This is a genomic window from Rhodovulum kholense, from assembly GCF_003053725.1.
GTDB classification, from domain to species: domain Bacteria; phylum Pseudomonadota; class Alphaproteobacteria; order Rhodobacterales; family Rhodobacteraceae; genus Rhodovulum; species Rhodovulum kholense.
In genome coordinates this window covers 85,433-102,911 of sequence record NZ_QAYC01000009.1, presented here as the reverse complement: position 1 = coordinate 102,911, position 17,479 = coordinate 85,433, and the positions used below count along the sequence as shown (strand labels likewise).

At 68.7% G+C, this 17,479-nt stretch carries 17 protein-coding genes; 10 read left to right on the top strand and 7 right to left on the bottom strand.

Features of this window, described 5'->3' with window-relative positions; genetic code table 11:
- Positions 1-84: 84 nt before the first annotated feature.
- Positions 85-1,194 (bottom strand): acetylornithine deacetylase, encoded by a 1,110-nt coding sequence (gene argE, locus C8N38_RS12925; protein ID WP_108027599.1) that lies wholly within the window; start codon positions 1,192-1,194, stop codon positions 85-87.
- Positions 1,195-1,419: 225 nt separating this feature from the next.
- On the opposite strand from argE, the gene C8N38_RS12920 reads away from it, so the two are divergent.
- Together C8N38_RS12920 and C8N38_RS12915 are read left to right on the top strand one after the other, a co-directional pair.
- On the top strand, positions 1,420-2,085 hold the full coding sequence (locus C8N38_RS12920; RefSeq protein ID WP_108027598.1) for a haloacid dehalogenase type II: 666 nt from the start codon (positions 1,420-1,422) through the stop codon (positions 2,083-2,085).
- Positions 2,086-2,098: 13 nt separating this feature from the next.
- Complete coding sequence (locus tag C8N38_RS12915) at positions 2,099-3,376, top strand: NAD(P)/FAD-dependent oxidoreductase (protein ID WP_108027597.1); 1,278 nt, start codon at positions 2,099-2,101, stop codon at positions 3,374-3,376.
- Here C8N38_RS12915 and C8N38_RS12910 read toward each other — a convergent pair.
- Positions 3,373-4,536: an MFS transporter gene (locus C8N38_RS12910; protein ID WP_108027596.1), complete on the bottom strand. Its 1,164-nt coding sequence runs from the start codon at positions 4,534-4,536 to the stop codon at positions 3,373-3,375. The two genes, C8N38_RS12915 and C8N38_RS12910, sit on opposite strands and share 4 nt — an antisense overlap.
- A 286-nt stretch (positions 4,537-4,822) precedes the next feature.
- On the opposite strand from C8N38_RS12910, the gene C8N38_RS12905 reads away from it, so the two are divergent.
- The 3 genes from C8N38_RS12905 (at position 4,823) to C8N38_RS12895 (ending at position 7,730) form a co-directional block, all read left to right on the top strand.
- On the top strand, positions 4,823-5,827 hold the full coding sequence (locus tag C8N38_RS12905) for a DctP family TRAP transporter solute-binding subunit (RefSeq protein WP_108027595.1): 1,005 nt from the start codon (positions 4,823-4,825) through the stop codon (positions 5,825-5,827).
- A gap of 87 nt (positions 5,828-5,914) precedes the next feature.
- Positions 5,915-6,409 (top strand): TRAP transporter small permease, encoded by a 495-nt coding sequence (locus C8N38_RS12900; RefSeq protein ID WP_108027594.1) that lies wholly within the window; start codon positions 5,915-5,917, stop codon positions 6,407-6,409.
- A complete protein-coding gene (locus tag C8N38_RS12895; RefSeq protein ID WP_108027593.1) occupies positions 6,402-7,730 on the top strand; it encodes a TRAP transporter large permease in 1,329 nt (442 codons plus the stop codon). Before C8N38_RS12900 ends, C8N38_RS12895 begins: the two co-directional genes overlap by 8 nt.
- Positions 7,731-7,820: 90 nt before the next feature.
- Here the strand turns inward: C8N38_RS12895 and C8N38_RS12890 are convergent, their stop codons facing one another.
- On the bottom strand, positions 7,821-8,147 hold the full coding sequence (locus tag C8N38_RS12890; RefSeq protein ID WP_245895741.1) for a hypothetical protein: 327 nt from the start codon (positions 8,145-8,147) through the stop codon (positions 7,821-7,823).
- Positions 8,140-8,967, bottom strand: coding sequence for a 2,3,4,5-tetrahydropyridine-2,6-dicarboxylate N-succinyltransferase (gene dapD / locus C8N38_RS12885; RefSeq protein ID WP_108027592.1), 828 nt, complete (start codon positions 8,965-8,967; stop codon positions 8,140-8,142). Before dapD ends, C8N38_RS12890 begins: the two co-directional genes overlap by 8 nt.
- Before the next feature lie 92 nt (positions 8,968-9,059).
- Here dapD and C8N38_RS12880 point away from each other — a divergent pair, with 92 nt between their 5' ends.
- A complete protein-coding gene (locus C8N38_RS12880) occupies positions 9,060-9,878 on the top strand; it encodes an LOG family protein (RefSeq protein ID WP_108027591.1) in 819 nt (272 codons plus the stop codon).
- Here C8N38_RS12880 and C8N38_RS12875 read toward each other — a convergent pair.
- A complete protein-coding gene (locus C8N38_RS12875) occupies positions 9,875-10,795 on the bottom strand; it encodes a DMT family transporter (RefSeq protein WP_245895740.1) in 921 nt (306 codons plus the stop codon). The two genes, C8N38_RS12880 and C8N38_RS12875, sit on opposite strands and share 4 nt — an antisense overlap.
- Before the next feature lie 104 nt (positions 10,796-10,899).
- A complete protein-coding gene (gene rlmN, locus C8N38_RS12870) occupies positions 10,900-12,123 on the bottom strand; it encodes a dual-specificity RNA methyltransferase RlmN (protein WP_108027590.1) in 1,224 nt (407 codons plus the stop codon).
- Positions 12,124-12,325: 202 nt separating this feature from the next.
- On the opposite strand from rlmN, the gene C8N38_RS12865 reads away from it, so the two are divergent.
- Positions 12,326-13,294: a VPLPA-CTERM sorting domain-containing protein gene (locus C8N38_RS12865; protein ID WP_108027589.1), complete on the top strand. Its 969-nt coding sequence runs from the start codon at positions 12,326-12,328 to the stop codon at positions 13,292-13,294.
- Positions 13,295-13,354: 60 nt separating this feature from the next.
- Here the strand turns inward: C8N38_RS12865 and C8N38_RS12860 are convergent, their stop codons facing one another.
- Positions 13,355-13,888 (bottom strand): invasion associated locus B family protein, encoded by a 534-nt coding sequence (locus tag C8N38_RS12860; protein ID WP_108027588.1) that lies wholly within the window; start codon positions 13,886-13,888, stop codon positions 13,355-13,357.
- 200 nt (positions 13,889-14,088) lie between these two features.
- Here C8N38_RS12860 and C8N38_RS12855 point away from each other — a divergent pair, with 200 nt between their 5' ends.
- The 3 genes from C8N38_RS12855 (at position 14,089) to C8N38_RS12845 (ending at position 17,408) form a co-directional block, all read left to right on the top strand.
- The gene (locus C8N38_RS12855; protein ID WP_108027587.1) at positions 14,089-15,084 is read left to right on the top strand and encodes an asparaginase; all 996 of its coding nucleotides are present in this window, start codon (positions 14,089-14,091) and stop codon (positions 15,082-15,084) included.
- Between the two features lie 66 nt (positions 15,085-15,150).
- Positions 15,151-16,425: an aspartate aminotransferase family protein gene (locus tag C8N38_RS12850; RefSeq protein WP_108027586.1), complete on the top strand. Its 1,275-nt coding sequence runs from the start codon at positions 15,151-15,153 to the stop codon at positions 16,423-16,425.
- Positions 16,422-17,408, top strand: a complete 987-nt coding sequence (locus tag C8N38_RS12845) for a phosphotransferase enzyme family protein (RefSeq protein ID WP_108027585.1) — start codon at positions 16,422-16,424, stop codon at positions 17,406-17,408. The genes C8N38_RS12850 and C8N38_RS12845 overlap by 4 nt, the downstream gene beginning before the upstream one ends.
- The last annotated feature ends 71 nt before the right edge of the window (positions 17,409-17,479 follow it).

Here is a 17,479-nt window from a genome sequence, read left to right as displayed (position 1 = left end):
GATCCCGGCAGAAGCCACCGGATCGCCGGACCGGGCGGCATTTTCCTGTCATGCGCCCGGCCCGCGCGACACGATATGCTGCGTTCAGACGGCGCCAAGCCGGTCGCCGAGCCGCAGCACCATCGCCCGGGCGGCGTGAAGTTCATCCACCGTCAGATATTCCTCGGGCTTGTGGGCACGGGCGATGTCGCCGGGGCCGCAGACGACCGATGGCACCCCCGCCGCCTGGAAAAGCCCGGCCTCGGTCCCGAAACTGACCGCGGAAAGCGGCGCATTTTCCGAGAGTTCGGCGGCGAGCACGGCCAGCGGGCTTGTTTCGTCAAGCGAGAGCGCGGGGTAGGTGGACTGAAGCTCGACCGTCACGCCCTCGCCCGCGGCCGCGACGACCGGGCCCAGCAACCCCTGCGGATCGACGCCCGCGATGGCGCGCGCCTCGATCATTGCCTCGGCCGCGGCCGGCAGGATATTGACCGCCTGCCCGCCCGAAACGGTGCCGACCTGCAGCGTCGACCAGGGCGGGGCGAAATGCGCGTCCTGCGCCCCGGACTCGAGCGCGGCCGACTGCGCGCGGGCCGCGGTCAGGACCGGGATCAGCCGGTGGATCGCGTTGCAGCCCAGATCGGGGCGCGAGCTGTGCCCCGAGATGCCTTCGGCCGAGACCCGGATCGTCGCCTTGCCCTTGTGGCGCAGCACCGGCACCAGCCCGGTCGGCTCGCCGACGATACAGCCCAGAGGTGCCGCGCAAAGCGTCGGCAGTCGCTTGATCAGATGCGGCACGCCAAGGCAGCCGGCCTCTTCGTCATAGGAAAGCGCGATGTGGATCGGCGCGGCCAGCTCGCGCCGGGCCAGATCGGGCACCGCCGACAGCACGGCGGCGACGAACCCCTTCATGTCGCAGGCGCCGCGCCCGATCAGCCGTCCGGCCTCTTCGCGCAGGGTGAAGGGATCGGCCCGCCAGTCCGGCTCGCCCGCGGGGACGACATCGACATGGCCCGACAGGATATAGCCCGGCACGCCCACGGGGCCGATGCTGGCGAAGAGGTTGAACCGGTCGCCCTCGGGGCCTGCGATCACCGAAAACGGCACGCCGTTCTCGATCAGATAGTCGCGGACGAAGTCGATCAGCGCCCCGTTCGGCCGTCCGACGACGGTGCGGAAGGCGACGAGATGGGCAAGCATCAGTTCGGGGGGCATGGGGTCTTTGATCCGGTTCCGGGGTGGGGCGGGGCAGGGGCTCCGCGGCGCTGTCCCCAGAATGCCCGGGGCGCCCCGCGCGATGCGGCCGTTCTCGGTGCTCTGGCGGCACGACCTGCCGCAGCCCGGGGGTGATACGCAATTTCATGCGCCCCTGCGGGCAAAGGCGGCAAGGTCTTCCGTGGCGGCGGGCGCATGCTCTGGCCGAACTGACCGGAGACCCCCATGACCTTCCGCCCGAAATACATCACCTTCGATTGTCACGGCACGCTGATCCATTTCGCGATGGCCGAGGCCGCCACCGAAATCTGGGGCCCCCGTCTGTCGCCCGGGAAACTGGCGAAATTCATCAGGAATTTCGCGGCTTACCGGCTGGACGAGGTGCTGGGCGCCTGGAAGCCCTATGCCGAGGTCGTCCATAATGCGGTCGAGCGGACCTGCAAGGCCAACGGTCTGCCCTTCGACCCGGCCGAGGCCGCCAGGATCTACGATCTGGTGCCGAGCTGGGGCCCGCATCCCGACGTGCCGGCGGGGCTTTCGAAGGTGGCGCAGGAAATTCCGCTGGTGATCCTGTCGAATGCCGACAATGCGCAGATCCACCAGAACGTGGCCCGGCTGGGCGCGCCCTTCGCCCATGTCTTCACCGCCGAGGACGCCCGGTCTTACAAGCCCCGGATGCGCGGGTTCGAATACATGCTCGACAGCCTCGGCGTCGGGCCCGAGGACATCCTGCATGTGTCCTCGTCTTTCCGCTACGACCTGATGACGGCGCATGATCTGGGCATCGTCAACAAGGTCTGGGTCAATCGCGGCCATGAACCGGCGAACCCCTATTACGGCTATACCGAGATCAAGGACATCTCGGGGCTGGCCGGCGTCGTCGGGCTTTAGGCGGAGACGGGCGATGGACTATTCCTCGTACTGGCACGAGACCGCGCCGCGCTTTGCGGGTGCCTGCCCCGACAAGGTCTCGGGGCGTTTCGACGTGGCGGTGATCGGCGGCGGCTTCACCGGGCTGAACGCGGCGCGGCAGCTGGCCAAGGCGGGCGTCAGGGTCGCGCTGCTCGAGGCCGCCCATGTCGGCGCGGGCGGGTCGGGGCGCAATGGCGGGCATCTGAACAACGGCGTTGCCCATGGCTATGCCGAGGCCAAGGCGGCGCTGGGCGCCGAGGCCGCGCACCGACTTTACAAGGCCTATGATGCCTCGATCCGGATGATCGAGGCGATCACGCAGGAAGAGGGCATCGACTGCGATTTCCGCTGGTCGGGCAAGCTGAAGCTTGCCTCGAAGCCCGGCCATGTGGACGGGCTGAAGGCGAATTACGAGCTGATCAACCGCGAGGTCGACCCCGAGACGCGATGGCTGGAACGCGCCGATCTGGCGGGCGAGGTCGGGTCCGAGGCATTTCACGGCGCGGTGCTTTTTCCGAAATCGGCGATGATGCACATGGGCCGCTATGTGACCGGGCTGGCCGAGGCCGCCCGGCGGCACGGCGCGGTCATCTGGGAAGGCGCGCCGGTGACGGCACGCGAAAAGGGCGTGACGGGCTGGGCCGTGACGACGCCCAAGGGCACGCTGACCGCCGACCGGGTGATCCTCGCGACCGGCGCCTACACGCCCCGGACCTTCGGCTATTTCCGGCGCCGCATCCTGTCGGTCGGGTCCTACATCGTCGCGACCCGGCCGCTGAGCACCGAGGAAGCCGCGCGGGCCATGCCCGGCAACCGGACCTGCGTGACCTCGATGAATGTCGGCAACTATTTCCGACTGTCGCCCGACAACCGGCTGATCTTCGGCGGCCGGGCGCGGTTCTCGGCGGTGTCCGACCAGCGCTCGGACGCGAAATCGGGCAAGATCCTGCGCGCCTCGATGGCGGCAATCTTCCCCGATCTGGCCCGGGTCGAGATCGACCATTGCTGGGGCGGGCTCGTGGGCATGACCAAGGACCGCTTCCCGCGGGCCGGGCAGGCCGACGGCATGATCTATGGCATGGGCTATTCCGGCCATGGCGCGCAGATGTCGACGCTGATCGGCGCGGCGCTGGCCGATATCGCGATGGGGCGGGACGATACCAACCCGCTGAACGGGCTCGACTGGCCGCCGATCCCGTTCAATACCGGCAAGCCCTGGTTCCTGCCGGTGGTGGGCGCCTACTTCCGGCTGAAGGACATGATCTCCTAGGGGGTTGCCGCCACGGGCCGGGTCCCCTTGCCGCCGAGCACCGGCGCAAGGGTCGCGGCCAGAAGCGCGCCCAGCCCCAGCAGCATGAAGGCCAGCCGCAGCGAGGTCGCCTCGGCGATCAGCCCGATCAGGGCCGGCCCCATCAGAACCGACCCGTAGCCCATGGTCGCGACCGAGGCGATGGCCTGACCGGGCGGGATCTCGGGGTCGGCGGCGGCGCGGCTGAAGGCCAAAGGCACCAGCACCGCAAGCCCCAGCCCCATCAGCGCGAACCCGGCCAGCGCCAGCGGAAAGCTCATCGGCCCGGTGACGAGCGCCACGCCCAGCGCCGCCGTCAGCCCGCCCGCCCGCGCGACCGGTCCCGGCCCGAGCCGGACCACCAGACGGTCGGCGCAAAGCCGCATCGCCACCATGCTGGCCGAATAAACCGTATAGCCCAGCGCCGCGCGCGCCTCGGTGGCGCCGATGCCCTCGCGCAGCAGGATCGCGCTCCAGTCGACCATGGCGCCCTCGCCGAAGCCCGAGGACAGCGCGATCAGCCCGACCAGGATCAGCGGCCCGCGGGGCAGCGCGAAGACCGGCGCCCGGCCCCGGCGCGGGGCGATACGCGAGGTCCAGGGGACCGACAGGAAGGGGCCCATCGCGGCCCCGATGGCCAGGGCGGCCAGCGCGAAATGCAGTCCGACCGACAGGCCGAGGCCGACCGCCGCCAGCCCCGATGCCGCGCCGATCCCGGCGCCGAAGCTCCACATCGCGTGGATCGAGGACATGACCGAGCGGCCCATCTGGCGTTCGACCTCGGCGGCCCAGCCGTTCATGGCCACATCCATCGCGCCATGGGCCGCGCCGAACAGGACCAGCGCCGCGCCCAGCGTCAGGGGGCTGGGGGCCAGACCGGCGAGAACGAGGCTCAGCAGATAGACCGGGGCCATCCGCCGGGTTAGGCGCACCGCGCCCAGCGCGTCGCTGAGGCGCCCGGCCAGCGGGAAGGAGACCAGCGCCCCAAGCCCCATCAGCAGGATCATGAAGCCAAGCTCGGCCTCGGACAGGCCATGACGCTCGGCCACGGCGGGCACGCGTGAGGCCCAGGCGCCGAGAAGGAAGCCGTTCAGCGCAAAGGCCGCTGCGGCGCCGCGCCAGGGGGTGCGGAATGTGGGCATGCCGATCCTCCGGATGCGTGGGGCGCGCGGGGACCCGCGTCGTGCTTGTCCCCTCGATTGCAGGAAATGCCGCCCGGGGCAATCGGTGCCGCGCCGTCCGGGCAAGCTCTCGCCGAGGCGCTGCCGGGGCGTCCTGTGCTGACATGATGCAAGGCCCCGCACCGTGACGGGGCGTCTGACGGCTTGTGCCATGGTCCGGCTTCTGGTCTTGATGTTGCCCGCGGGTCCCTGTGGCCCGCCATCGGGCACCGCGCCACAGGGCCGGGCAAAAAGACGGAGGAGAACCATGAAGGCTGCGAAACTGGGAGGGCGGGCGCTGGCCGCCCTGATTGCGGGGGCGCTGATGCTGGGAACGGCCTCGGCCGAGACCCTGCGCCTGTCGCACAATGTCGGCGACACCACGACCTGGCACAAGGGCGCCGAGAAGTTCGGCGAGCTGCTGTCCGAGGCGACGGATGGCGAGATGACCGTTCGGGTCTTCCCCAATGCGCAGCTTTCGGGCGGCGACCAGATGAAACAGGCCGAGATGGTCGGGCGCGGGGCGCTGGATCTCGTGGTGACCTCGGCGATCAACGTGACGCCTCTGGTGCCCGAGATGGCGATCTTCTCGCTGCCCTATCTGTACAGCTCCTATGACGAGGTCGACGCCACGACCCAGGGCGCGCCCGGCGAGACGATGGCGAAGATCCTGCTGGAGAAGGGGATCGTCGTTCTAGCCTGGGGCGAGAACGGCTTTCGCGAGCTCACCAACAACGTCCGCCCGGTGAAATCGCCCGAGGACATGAAGGGGCTCAACATGCGGGTATCGGGGCCGATGTATATCGACGTGATGAACGCGCTCGGCGCGAACCCGACCCAGATGCAATGGTCCGAGACGCTGACCGCGCTGCAGCAGGGCGTCGTTGACGGGCAGGAAAACCCGATCGGCGCGGTGATCATCCCGCAGCAGGTCTACGAGATGCAGAAATACCTGACCGCCTGGCATTATTCCTACGATCCGGTCTTCCTGGGCGTGTCGAAGGCGAAATGGGACAGTCTCGACGCCGATACCCAGGAGAAGATGCGCAAGGCCGCGGTGGAGGCGATGGCCTGGCAACGCCAGATCTCGCGCGAGGCGACCGCGTCGGGCATCGCGTTCCTGCGCGAGAAGGGCATGGAGGTCTACGAACCGACCGCCGGGGAACTGCAGGCGTTCCGCGCCGCGACCAAGCCCGCCTTCGACAAATGGGCCGGGAAGGTCGGCCCCGAGATCGTCGAGGCGTTCCAGTCGGCCATCGTCGGCACCAACTGAGCCCGCTGGCGCCGGGGCTCGGGGTCGCCGACAGGCGGCCCCACCCCGGCGCCTGACCGCGTTTCGTCCATTCCGGTAGGCCCGCCCATGCGCTTCCTGCTTCGAGAGGCCGAGAAGATCGTCTGCGCCCTGCTGTTTCTGGGCATGACGGCGATCGGCTTTGCCAATGTCGTGGTGCGCTACGGCACCCATTATTCGCTGGCCGCCAGCGAAGAGCTGCTGACCAACGGCTTTCTGCTGCTGACCGTCTTCGGCGCGGCCATCGCCGCGCGGCGGGGCGAGCATCTGGCGGTCACGCTGGTGCAGGACCTCTTGCCGCCCGTGCTGCGCAAGCCGATGTTTTTGCTGGCAGCCGCGCTGTCGGCGCTGCTGCTGGCGCTGTCGGCCTGGGTGTCCTGGGATGTGCTGGTCAATCTGCACGGCAACGGGATGCGGTCCTATGCGCTGGGCGTCCCGGCCTGGTACTATCAGGCGGCGGTGCCCTTCGGCTTTGCGCTGATCCTGATCCGCTATCTGCAGCATGTCCGCGAGGCGCTGGGCGGCGCCTCGGGCACGGTGTCGCCGGAGACGCCCCATGTTTGATCTCTTTCCCGGTCTCGGCGCGGGCACCGAGATGGTGATCCTGTTCTTTGTGCTGATGGCGCTGCGGGTGCCGGTCGCCTTCTCGCTGGGGCTGTCGGCCTTCTACGCGATGGGACAGATGGGCTTCGGCTTCGATCTGGCGGGCGATCTGATCGCGGCCGGCGTCACCAAGTTCTCGCTGCTGGCGATCCCGTTCTTCATCCTGGCGGGCACGCTGATGGGCACGCTCGGGATCGCCGAGCGGATGATCCGCTTCTTCCGGGTGCTGATCGGGTCGATGCCGGGCGGCATGGGGGTCGTCGGCACCGTGGTCTGCCTGTTCTGGGGCGCGGTCAGCGGTTCGGGCCCGGCCTCGGTCGCGGCCATCGGGCCGATGATCGTCAAGGGGATGGAGGAAGACGGCTATGACCGTGCCTATGCGGCGGGCCTTGTCTGCACCGGGGCGGCGCTGTCCATCGTCATCCCGCCCTCGATCGGGCTTGTGATCTACGGGGTGATCGCCGAGACCTCGATCTCGCAGCTCTTCATCGCCGCCGTGCTGCCGGGGCTGTTCATGGGGCTGGTGATGCTGGCGACGCTGCCCTTCGCCGGGCGGCGCGGGGGCGGACGCGAGGCGCTTGATGCGCTGAGCCCCACGCCCCATGCCGGGCTGCCTTACCGCCAGAGGCTGGCCGCCGCCTTCCGCGAGGCGTTCTGGGGCCTTCTGACGCCTCTTGTCATTCTTGGCGGCATCTATTCGGGCGTCTTCACCCCGACCGAGGCCGCACTTGTCGCCACCGTCTATGCGCTGGGCGTCGGCGCGCTGGCCTACCGGACCCTGACCCTTCGCGGGCTTTACGAGGCGCTGGCCGACGCCGCCGCATCCTCGGCGGTGGTGATGCTGGTCGTGGCCTATGCCGGGCTCTTCGGCTGGGTGGTGACGGTCGAGGATCTGGTCGGCACCTATTCCGGCGCGCTGCTGGGGCTGAGCGACAACCAATGGGTCATCCTGCTGGCGATCATGGTGATCCTGCTGGTCGCGGGCATGTTCATGGATGCGATCACGGTGATGTTCATATCGCTGCCGATCTTTCTGCCGGTGATGCGCGAGATGGGCTGGGACCCGGTCTGGTTCGGGGTGGTAGTGATGGTCAACCTGGCCATCGGGCTTTTCACCCCGCCGGTCGGCATCAACCTTTATGTGGCGGCCAACGTGACCCGGCTCTCCATCGAGCAGATCGCGCGGGGGGCGGCGCCCTTCCTGCTGACGAGTCTTCTGGGTCTTGCCGTGGTGGCGGGCCTGCCGCAGCTGTCGCTTTTCCTGGTCGAGGCGTTGCGCTGAGGCGGCAGGGGCGGGGGCTCTGCCCCCGCGCCCCCGGGGTATTTCGACCAAGAAGAAGAGGGGCGCGGGGCTGTTCGGGGATCGGCGGCTCTAGTCGAAGAAGGGGTCCATCTGGGCCACGATGACCGCGTTCTCGGCCAGGGCGCGGGCCATCAGGGCCTCTTCCTCGGGGCCGATCTCGTGGCCCTCGTCGCGGCGTTCGGCCAGGGTGCCGTAGCCGGTCACGTCTAGCGGGGCGAGGCCCGCCTGTTTCAGCACGGCCACCGTTTCGCGCACCGCCTCGGCCTCGTCGACGCCCGAGGCGTAGCACATCAGCCCGGCCCCGGTGGCGCCGTCGGGCAGGCCGTCATCGAGCTTGCGCCCGACCTCGACCAGCAGGGTGTAGACCTGCTGGCGGCTGCTGGGTTTCTCAGTCACGCAGCAGCTCGTTGATACCGGTCTTGGACCGGGTTTGCGCATCGACGCGTTTCACGATCACCGCGCAATAGAGGCTGACGCCGCCTTTCGAGGGCATCGAGCCCGCGACCACGACCGAATAGGGCGGCACCTCGCCATACATCACCTCGCCGGTCTCGCGGTCGACGATCTTGGTCGACTTGCCAATGAAGACGCCCATGCCGAGGACCGAGCCCTCGCGCACGATGCAGCCCTCGACCACCTCGGAGCGGGCGCCGATGAAGCAGTTGTCCTCGATGATGGTGGGGCCCGCCTGCATCGGTTCGAGTACGCCGCCGATGCCGACGCCGCCCGAGAGATGGACGCCCTTGCCGATCTGGGCGCAGGAGCCGACGGTCGCCCAGGTGTCGACCATGGTGCCCTCGTCGACATAGGCGCCGAGGTTCACGAAGGAGGGCATCAGGACCACGCCGGGCGCGATATAGGCCGATTTGCGCACCACGCAGTTCGGCACCGCGCGAAAGCCCGCGGCGCGCCAGTCGGCCTGGCCCCAGCCCTTGAACTTGCTGTCGACCTTGTCCCACCAGCCACCGTCCTGCGGCCCGCCTTCATGGCACTCCATGTCCTTGATCCGGAAGCCCAGAAGCACCGCCTTCTTGGCCCATTGGTTGACATGCCAGTCGCCCGAGGCCTGCTTTTCGGCGACGCGGAGCGTGCCCTTGTCCAGCGCCTCCAGCGTGGCCTCGATGGCCTCGCGGGTCTCGCCCCGTGTGGCGGACGTGATCGTGTCGCGGGCCTCCCAGGCGGCCTCGATGGCCGTTTCGAGCTGGGCATTGGACATGGGCGTAACCTCCCGTCAAAAGGTTTCTGGTCTCGTTGGCGGTCAGGCTATAGACGCAAGATGCCCAACGCGCAATCCAAGCGAGATCCCCCATGCATGACGACGCCCGCCGCCCTCTCCGCGACGCTCTCCGCGACATCGAAAGCGCGCGGGACAGCCCGGACACGGCGCAGGCCCGCTCGCCCTCCTACCGCCTGGCCTTCGCCGATCCCGAGTTCCTGTGCCGCGACGAGATGCGCGCGGTCCGGGTGCAGCTGGAACTGCTGAAACCCGAGCTGATGATGCGGGATTACGGCATCGAAAGCACCATCGTGCTGTTCGGCGGGGCCCGCATCCCCGACCCCGCGCATCGCGACACCGCCCGGACCCAAACCCTGGCCGATCTGTCGAAATACTATGACGAGGCGCGGGAATTCGCCCGGCGCATGACCTTGCGGGGGCAGCAGGGCGACCGGCTTGACCATGTGATCGTGACCGGCGGCGGGCCGGGGGTGATGGAGGCCGGCAATCGTGGCGCGGCCGATGCGGGGGGCGTGTCGATCGGGCTGAACATCGTGCTGCCGCATGAACAGGTGCCGAACCCCTATGTGACGCCCGAGCTGTGCTTCAACTTCCACTATTTCGCGATGCGCAAGATGCACTTCCTGCTGCGCGCGGCGGCGATCGCGATCTTTCCCGGCGGCTTCGGCACGCTGGACGAGATGTTCGAGGCGCTGACCCTGATCCAGACCCGGCGCATGGACCCGGTGCCGTTCCTGCTGTTCGGGCGCAGCTTCTGGGAGACGGTCATCAACTGGGAGGCCCTGGCCGAAGCCGGGACCATCAGCCATGAGGACCTGCGGTTGTTCTCCTTCGTCGAGACCGCCGAAGAGGCGGTTGCAATCATCGAGGGCTGGACGCCGCCCCGCTAGCGCCGGAACAGCCGGCCGTCGACCGCCGCAAGCCCCAGCGCGATGCAGGCCATGCCAGCGAAATCGGTGGGGGCCAGCCGCTCGCCCAGAACCAGCCCGCCCAGCAGGATCGCCGAGACCGGGATCAGGAAGGTCACCAGCGACAGGCTGGTGGCCCCGGCGCGGGCGAGGATGCGGAAGTAAAGCAGATAGGCCAGCGCGGTCGACAGCACCGCCAGCCCCAGCACGGCGGCGCAGGTGGCAGTGCCCGGCATCGGCAGCGTCCAGGGCCGGTCGGCGATCAGCATCGCCGGGCTTAGCAGCAGCGTCGCGGCGCCGACCTGCCCGGCCGCCGTCACCAGTGGATCGACCCCCATCCGCCGAAACCGCCGCCCGAACACCGCCGCGCAGGCATAGGACAGCGCGCCGCCCAGCACCGCCAGCTGGGCCAGCGCATTCGTGCCCAGACCGGCCAGCGCGTCGGGGCCGATCATCACCGCCACACCGGCCAGCCCCGCCGCGACCCCGCATAGCTTCAGCCCGCCCGGCCGCTCATCGGCCAGCAGAAGACCTGCCACCACCACGGTGAAAAGCGGCGTGGTGGCATTGAGGATCGAGGCCAGCCCCGAGGCGATGCTGTGCTGTCCGGCCACGATCAGGCTGAACGGGATGACATTGTTCAGAAGCCCCATGCCGAGGAAGGCTGCCCAGACTCCGGGCGAGCGTGGCAACGGCCGTCCGGTCACCGCGACCGCGGCCCAAAGCACCAGCGCGGCCAGCGCCACCCGCAGCCAGACCAGCGTCAGGGTCGGCAGCTCGGCCACGGCGATGCCCACGAACAGGAACGACCCGCCCCACAGCACGGACAAGGCCAGAAGCATGGCCCATTCGGCCCGCCCCATGGTCAGACGCTCCGCCGGGTCCGCGATGGTTGTCATGTTGCCCTCCTGCCACTTTCCGGCAGATTGGCGCGGCGGGCCGGGGCGCGCGACCCGAAAGCTGCGCAAACCGGCGGCCCGCGCAGGCGATCAGGTCCTCGCGCTCAGTGAACGTCGGGGGCGTCGGGGCGGCGGACGATGCGTTCGGGCTCGGGCAGGCCGGCCTCGGCCGCGATCTGGAAGCGGTTCTTGCGGGCGCGTTCCGTCGCCGATTTCAGCTGTCCGCAGGCCGCCATGATGTCCTCGCCCCGCGGGGTGCGGATCGGGCTGGCGTAGCCCGCCTTGTAGACGATGTTGGCGAAGGCCTCGATCCGGTCCCAGTCCGACCGCTGATAGGGCGCGCCGGGCCATTCGTTGAACGGGATCAGGTTGATCTTGGCCGGAATGCCGGAAATCAGCCGGACCAGCTGGCGGGCATCGGCATCGCTGTCGTTCACGCCTTTCAGCATCACGTATTCGAACGTGATCCGTTCCGAGTTCGACAGCTTGGGATAGGCCCGGAGCGCCTCGAACAGCTGGGCGATAGGGTATTTGCGGTTGATCGGCACGATCTTGTTGCGCAGCTCGTCGGTGGTCGCGTGCAGGCTGATCGCCAGCATGCAACCGATCTCGCGGCCCGCGCGCTCGATTTCCGGCACCACGCCCGAGGTCGACAGGGTGATCCGGCGGCGCGACAGCGAAATCCCCTCGCCATCCATCGCGATCAGCATCGCGTCGCGCACCGCCTCGAAATTGTAAAGCGGCTCGCCCATGCCCATCAGCACGAGGTTCGAGATCAGCCGGGTTTCGTCCTTCGGATTGCGGCCGGGCTTCGGCCATTCGCCCAGATCGTCGCGCGCCAGCATGACCTGGCCCACGATCTCGGCCGCGGTCAGGTTGCGCACCAGCCGCTGGGTGCCGGTGTGGCAGAAGGTACAGGTCAGGGTGCAGCCCACCTGCGACGAGATGCACAGCGTGCCGCGCCCGTCCTCGGGGATGTAGACCACCTCGACCTCATGCCCGCCCGCGATCCGCACCAGATATTTGCGGGTGCCGTCGGCCGAGACCGAGCGGGTGACGATCTCGGGTACCTCGATCGCGAAATGGTCCTTCAGCAGCGCGCGGTAGTCCTTGGCCAGATTGGTCATCGCGTCGAAGTCGCGTACGCCCTTCTGGTAGATCCACTGCCACAGCTGGTTCGCCCGCATCTTGGCCTGCGCCTCGGGCGTGCCGGCAGCGATCAGCGCCTCGCGCAGACGCGGGCGGGTCAGGCCGACCAGATTGACCCGGTCGGTTTCCGGCAGCTTGCGGGGCAGCGGCAGCACATCCTGGACGATGGGCGCGGACATCGGAGGACTCCTGTTCGGAAAGCGGTACCCCTTAGCAGAGTCGCGCCCGTTTTGAAAGGGTCGCGCTTGCCTCGGGGGGGGCGCCGCCGCGAAACGGCATCGCGTCACAATCCGGTTAACAAAACGTTACCAGATTGTCAGGCGCCGCGCCTAACGCTGGCGGCGCCCGCACTCGGGCAGGGCTCACATTTTGGAGAGACGAATGCGTCTTCTGTTCACCACCGCCGCCGGCGTTCTGGCGGCCGGTTCGGTTCATGCCGCAAGCTGGACCCTCGACAGCTTTGCCGATTATGCCTTCCTCGACGAGAACCAGACCGGGCTTCAGATGACCCAGGGCATCGCCTGGAACGCCGCGGCCAACGAATGGGTCACCTCCTGGCAATACGGGCTCGCCCGGTTCACCGAAGACTGGCAGTTCATCGAGGCCAGCGGGCATTACGATCTTGAAACCGGGCAGGTCGTCAGCGGCATTCCGGCCGCGCTTGCCGATCGGGGCTTCGACCATATCGGCGATTTCGACATCAGGGACGGGGTCGTTCACGCTTCTCTCGACAGTGCCGAGGGCGACTATCAGAACGGGCATGTGGCCTTCTTCGATGCCACGACGCTTGCCTATGCCGGCGAGCTTCACGAAATGCTGGGCGATCCGACCAACCGGCGCGACGATGTCGCGAGCTGGACGGCGATCGATCATGCGACCGGGCTGGGTTATGGCAAGGAATGGGCGCTGGGCGACACGCTCAACGTCTACGACCTCACCGACTGGAGCTTTCTCGGCACGCTGCAGATGGATCAGGAGCTGAAGCGCGTTCAGGGGGCCAAGGTTCTGGACGGGATGATGTACCTGTCCACCGATATCGGCACGAAATCGGTCTACAGCCTCGATCTGGCGACCGGCCATGTCGAAGAGCTGTTCCAGCTGCCGATCTTCGAGGGCGACATCCGGTTCGAAACCGAGGGGCTTGCGCTCCGCGAGCTGGCCGATGGCGGCCTTGAGATGTATGTCGAGATGGTGATCGACCCGCAGGCGGTCGAGGGCGAATTCGACGCCTATACGCGGCTTTATCGCTATGTCCTGGCGGAGGATCCGGCGCCCGTGCCGGTGCCGGCGACTCTGCCGCTGGTCCTGTCCGGACTGGCGGCCTTCGGCCTCATCCGCCGCCGCGCCTGACACACGAACGCCAAGGCATCGGGGCGATGCCTTGGCGGCCTGCGATCCGGCGCGTCCGGCTCAGTTGCCCGAGCAGCGGCGCGCGGCCTCGTCCATCGCGGCAGTGAAGCCGTAAAGCGAGAAAGTGTCGGTGGTCTTCGTCCCCCGCGACGAGAAGCCGACCAGTTCGGCCTCGGCGCCGCGTTTCATCGCCTCGATGATCTTGGCATCGTCGGCCTTCGAGGCCGGCCAGGCCCATTCTCCCTCGGTGAAGAGGTCGAAATTGCTGTCGCCCACGCTGAGCGCCACGGTCGAGCCGGGCTTGAACGGATAGCCGCCCGAGAACGAAACTTCGCCCGCGATGCCGTCGCCGGGGCGGAAGGTCACGAACAGAAGGATCTCGCCCCGCCGCACGGACACGACCTGACCGTCGCGGGTGTTGACCGTCTTCTTGGGGGGCGACACGCTCCAGCATTCGGTGGGATCGGTCTCGACGAACACGTTCCAGTCGGTCTTGACCGCCACGTTGTTGGTCGATTCTTCCTGCGCATGCGCCGCTGTCACCGCCAACGCCAAAGCGCCGCCCGCGATGGCCGCTCGGAAAAGGGATGTCATCGTCTTACAGCCTCCAGCTGTCTTTGCCTCTCGGCCCGCCTTTTGGGGAAGCGTTTCCAGTGGCGTGGCAGGTCCGAACTCGATATGCGCAGCCTAGCCTAGGCACGCGGGGATATGAAAGTCTTCATGGCACAAAGTCAATCGGACTTGAAGGGGAGCAGGGACACGATGCCGGACCCGGGCCGGATGGGAGGCAGGGAATGACCGGTGCCGTCGCCATGGTCGAGCTGCTGCGTGGGGGCATGGTCGAATCCTGCCATCGCGGCCATGCGGCGATTTGCGATGCCTCGGGTCTTGTGGCCGCCTGGGGCGATCCCGAGGCGCTGATCCTGCCCCGGTCGTCCTGCAAGATGGTGCAGGCGCTGCCGCTGGTCGAAAGCGGCGCGGCCGACGCGGCCGGTCTCGGGTCCGAGCATCTGGCGCTGGCCTGCGCCTCGCATCAGGGGGCGCCGCTCCATGTGGGCAAGGTCGCGGCCTGGCTGGACGGGCTGGGTCTGAACGAGGCCGACCTGCTGTGCGGCGTGCAACCGACCCGCGACCGCGACGAGCGCGACCGGATGATCCGCGCGGGCGAACACGCCTGCCAGTTGCACAACAACTGTTCGGGCAAGCATGCGGGCTTTCTGACCCTTGCCCGGCACCTGCACGCGGGGCCCGACTATGTCGATCCCGCCCATCCGGTGCAGCGCGCGGTCCGCGCGACCTTCGAAGAGGCCACCGGGAGGGCGAGCCCCGGCTTTGGCATCGACGGCTGTTCGGCGCCGAACTTCGCCACCACGGTCGCGGGGCTTGCCCGCGCGATGGCGGTCTTTGCTGCCGCCCGGCCCGATGCGGGCGACGCCCGGTCCCGCGCCGCCGGACGGCTGAGCGAGGCGATGCGCCGTCATCCCGATCTGGTCGCGGGCGAGGGCCGGGCCTGCACCGAGCTGATGCGCGCGATGGAGGGCCGCGTCGCGGTCAAGACCGGGGCCGAGGGCGTGTTTGTGGCCTTCCTGCCCGAGCGCGGGTTTGGCGTCGCGCTCAAGATCGAGGATGGCGCCACCCGCGCCGCCGAGGCCGCCATTGCCGGGCTTCTGGTCCATCTGGGGGCGCTCGACCCCGCCCATCCGGCCGCGCGGAAGCGGATGGTCGGCCCGATCCTCAACTGGCGCGGGATCGAGACCGGCGCGATGCGGCTGGCGCCCGGCTTCGCCTGAAGTCGGCCTTGCATGCGCCCCGGCGCTGCGCTCTGATTGGAGCGCAGACGGCCGAGGTGCCCTTCCATGACCGACCCCCTGATCGACCGGCGCGCGCGGCTGCTCGGTCCGAACGTGCCGACCTTCTACGACGAGCCCGTCCATATCGTCCGGGGCGAGGGCGTCTGGCTTTGGGACGCCGGCGGACGGCGCTACCTGGATGCCTATAACAACGTCCCCCATGTCGGCCATTGCCACCCGAAGGTGGTCGAAGCGATCGCCGCCCAGGCCGCAAGGCTGAATACCCATACCCGCTACCTGCACGAGACCATCCTCGATTATGTCGAGCGGCTGACGGCGACCCTCGGCCATGACCTGAGCCAGGCGGTGATGGTCTGCACCGGGTCCGAGGCCAATGACGTCGCGCTTCGCATGGCCCAGGCGGCGACCGGAAAGACCGGGCTGATCGCGACCGACAACACCTATCACGGCAATACCGCCGCGGTCAGCGCGCTCTCGACCCGGCGCCCGCCGATCGGCGGCTACCCGCCCCATGTGCGGCTGGTGCCCGCCCCTGACAGCCTCGCCCCGCTTGGCGGCAGCGCCGAGGCCCAGCCCGAAGCCTTCGCCGCCAATGTCGCCTGCGCCATCGCCGAACTGGAAGAGGCAGGCCACGGCTTTGCAGGCTTCATGCTGTGCCCGTTCTTCGCCAATGAAGGTTTCCCGACGCTGGCCCCGGGCTTTCTCGATCCCACCGTCGAGGTCGTGCGGCAGGCGGGCGGGCTTATCCTCGCCGACGAGGTTCAGCCGGGCTTCGGACGGCTCGGCACCGCCTTCTGGGGCCATGAGGTGCTGGGCTTTGCTCCCGATGTCGTCACGCTGGGCAAGCCGATGGCCAATGGCCATCCGGTCGGCGCCGCCGTCACCCGGCCCGAGATCATGGCCGCCTTCCGCGGCGCCTTCGGCTATTTCAACACCTTTGGCGGCAATCCGGTCTCGATGGCCGCGGCGCTGGCGACGCTTGAGGTCATCGAGGAGGAGGGGCTGATGGAAAACGCCCGCACGGTCGGTGCCTACGCTCTGGACCGGCTTGGGGGGCTTCGCCATCCCTGGCTGGCCGAGGTCCGGGGCAGGGGGCTTTTCTTCGGCGCCGAGTTGGTCGACGAGACCGGCGCACCTGCTACCGGTTTCGCCATCCGGCTGGTCGAGGGGCTCCGCGCCGAGGGCATCCTTGCGGGGCGGATCGGGCGCGCGATGAACACGCTCAAGTTCCGCCCGCCGATGCCGTTTTCGCGCGAGCATGCCGATCTTGTGCTCGATAGTGTTGACCGGGTCCTGGCCCGTACGGAGGTGCCGCGATGACCGAGGCCGAAACCCTGTGCCTGGCCGAGGAGGCCGCCACCCATTGGGAGGGCTGCACCGCCCCCCGGCTGTTGTCGCATCGCGAGAACGCGGTTTTCGCGATCGCCTTGCCCGAGGGCCGGCGCGGCGTGCTGCGCCTGCACCGCCGCGGCTATCAAAGCGTCGACGCCATCCGCTCGGAACTGTGGTGGATGGCCGCCTTGGCACAGGCCGGAATTCCGGTGCCCGGTCCCGAGACCACCGGCGACGGCGACCTGCTGGCCCATCTTGACGACGGGCGCGTGGCCTCGGTGCTGGGCTGGGTCGAGGGGGCGCCGCTCGGCCTCGGCGCACGGCCGCTCGACGGCACCCCGGCCGAGCAGATGACGCGGTTCGCCGGGCTCGGGCGGGCCATCGGGCGGCTTCACGTGGCGACCGACCGGCTGACCCTGCCCCAGGGCTTTGTCCGGCTCCGGTGGGACGCCGACAGCCTCCTCGGTCCCGCGCCATTCTGGGGCCGGTTCTGGGATCATCCCGCCGCCAGCGACGCCGAGGCGATCCTGCTGCAGGAAGCCCGCCGCTTCGCCCGCGAAAAGCTGTCGGCCTATGCCGCGGCGGGGGGCGACATGGGGCTGATCCATGCCGATCTGATGCGGGAAAACGTGCTGTTCGACGGGACCCAGGCGCATCTGATCGACTTCGACGATTGCGGCTTCGGCTTCCGGATCTACGATCTCGGGACCGCGCTCGTGCCCAATCTCGAGGAACCCGGCCTAGACGCCATCGCGACAGGGCTCATCGAGGGCTATGCCACCGAACGGGGGCTGAGCGCGGCCGATCTGACGATGCTTCCGGTCTTCGTCATGCTGCGGTCGCTGGCCTCGGTGGGCTGGACCATGCCGCGGCTCGACCCCCACGACCCGCGGATCCGCGCCTATCTGAACCGGGCCGTGCGCACCGCCCATGCGGTGATGGAAGGCCGCCCGCTGTTCCGGATCGGGTGAGCCGACCGGGCGGCCGCCCTGTGGCCGACGGCGCGCCTTGGGTATTTCTGCCAAGAAGAAGGAGCGCAGGT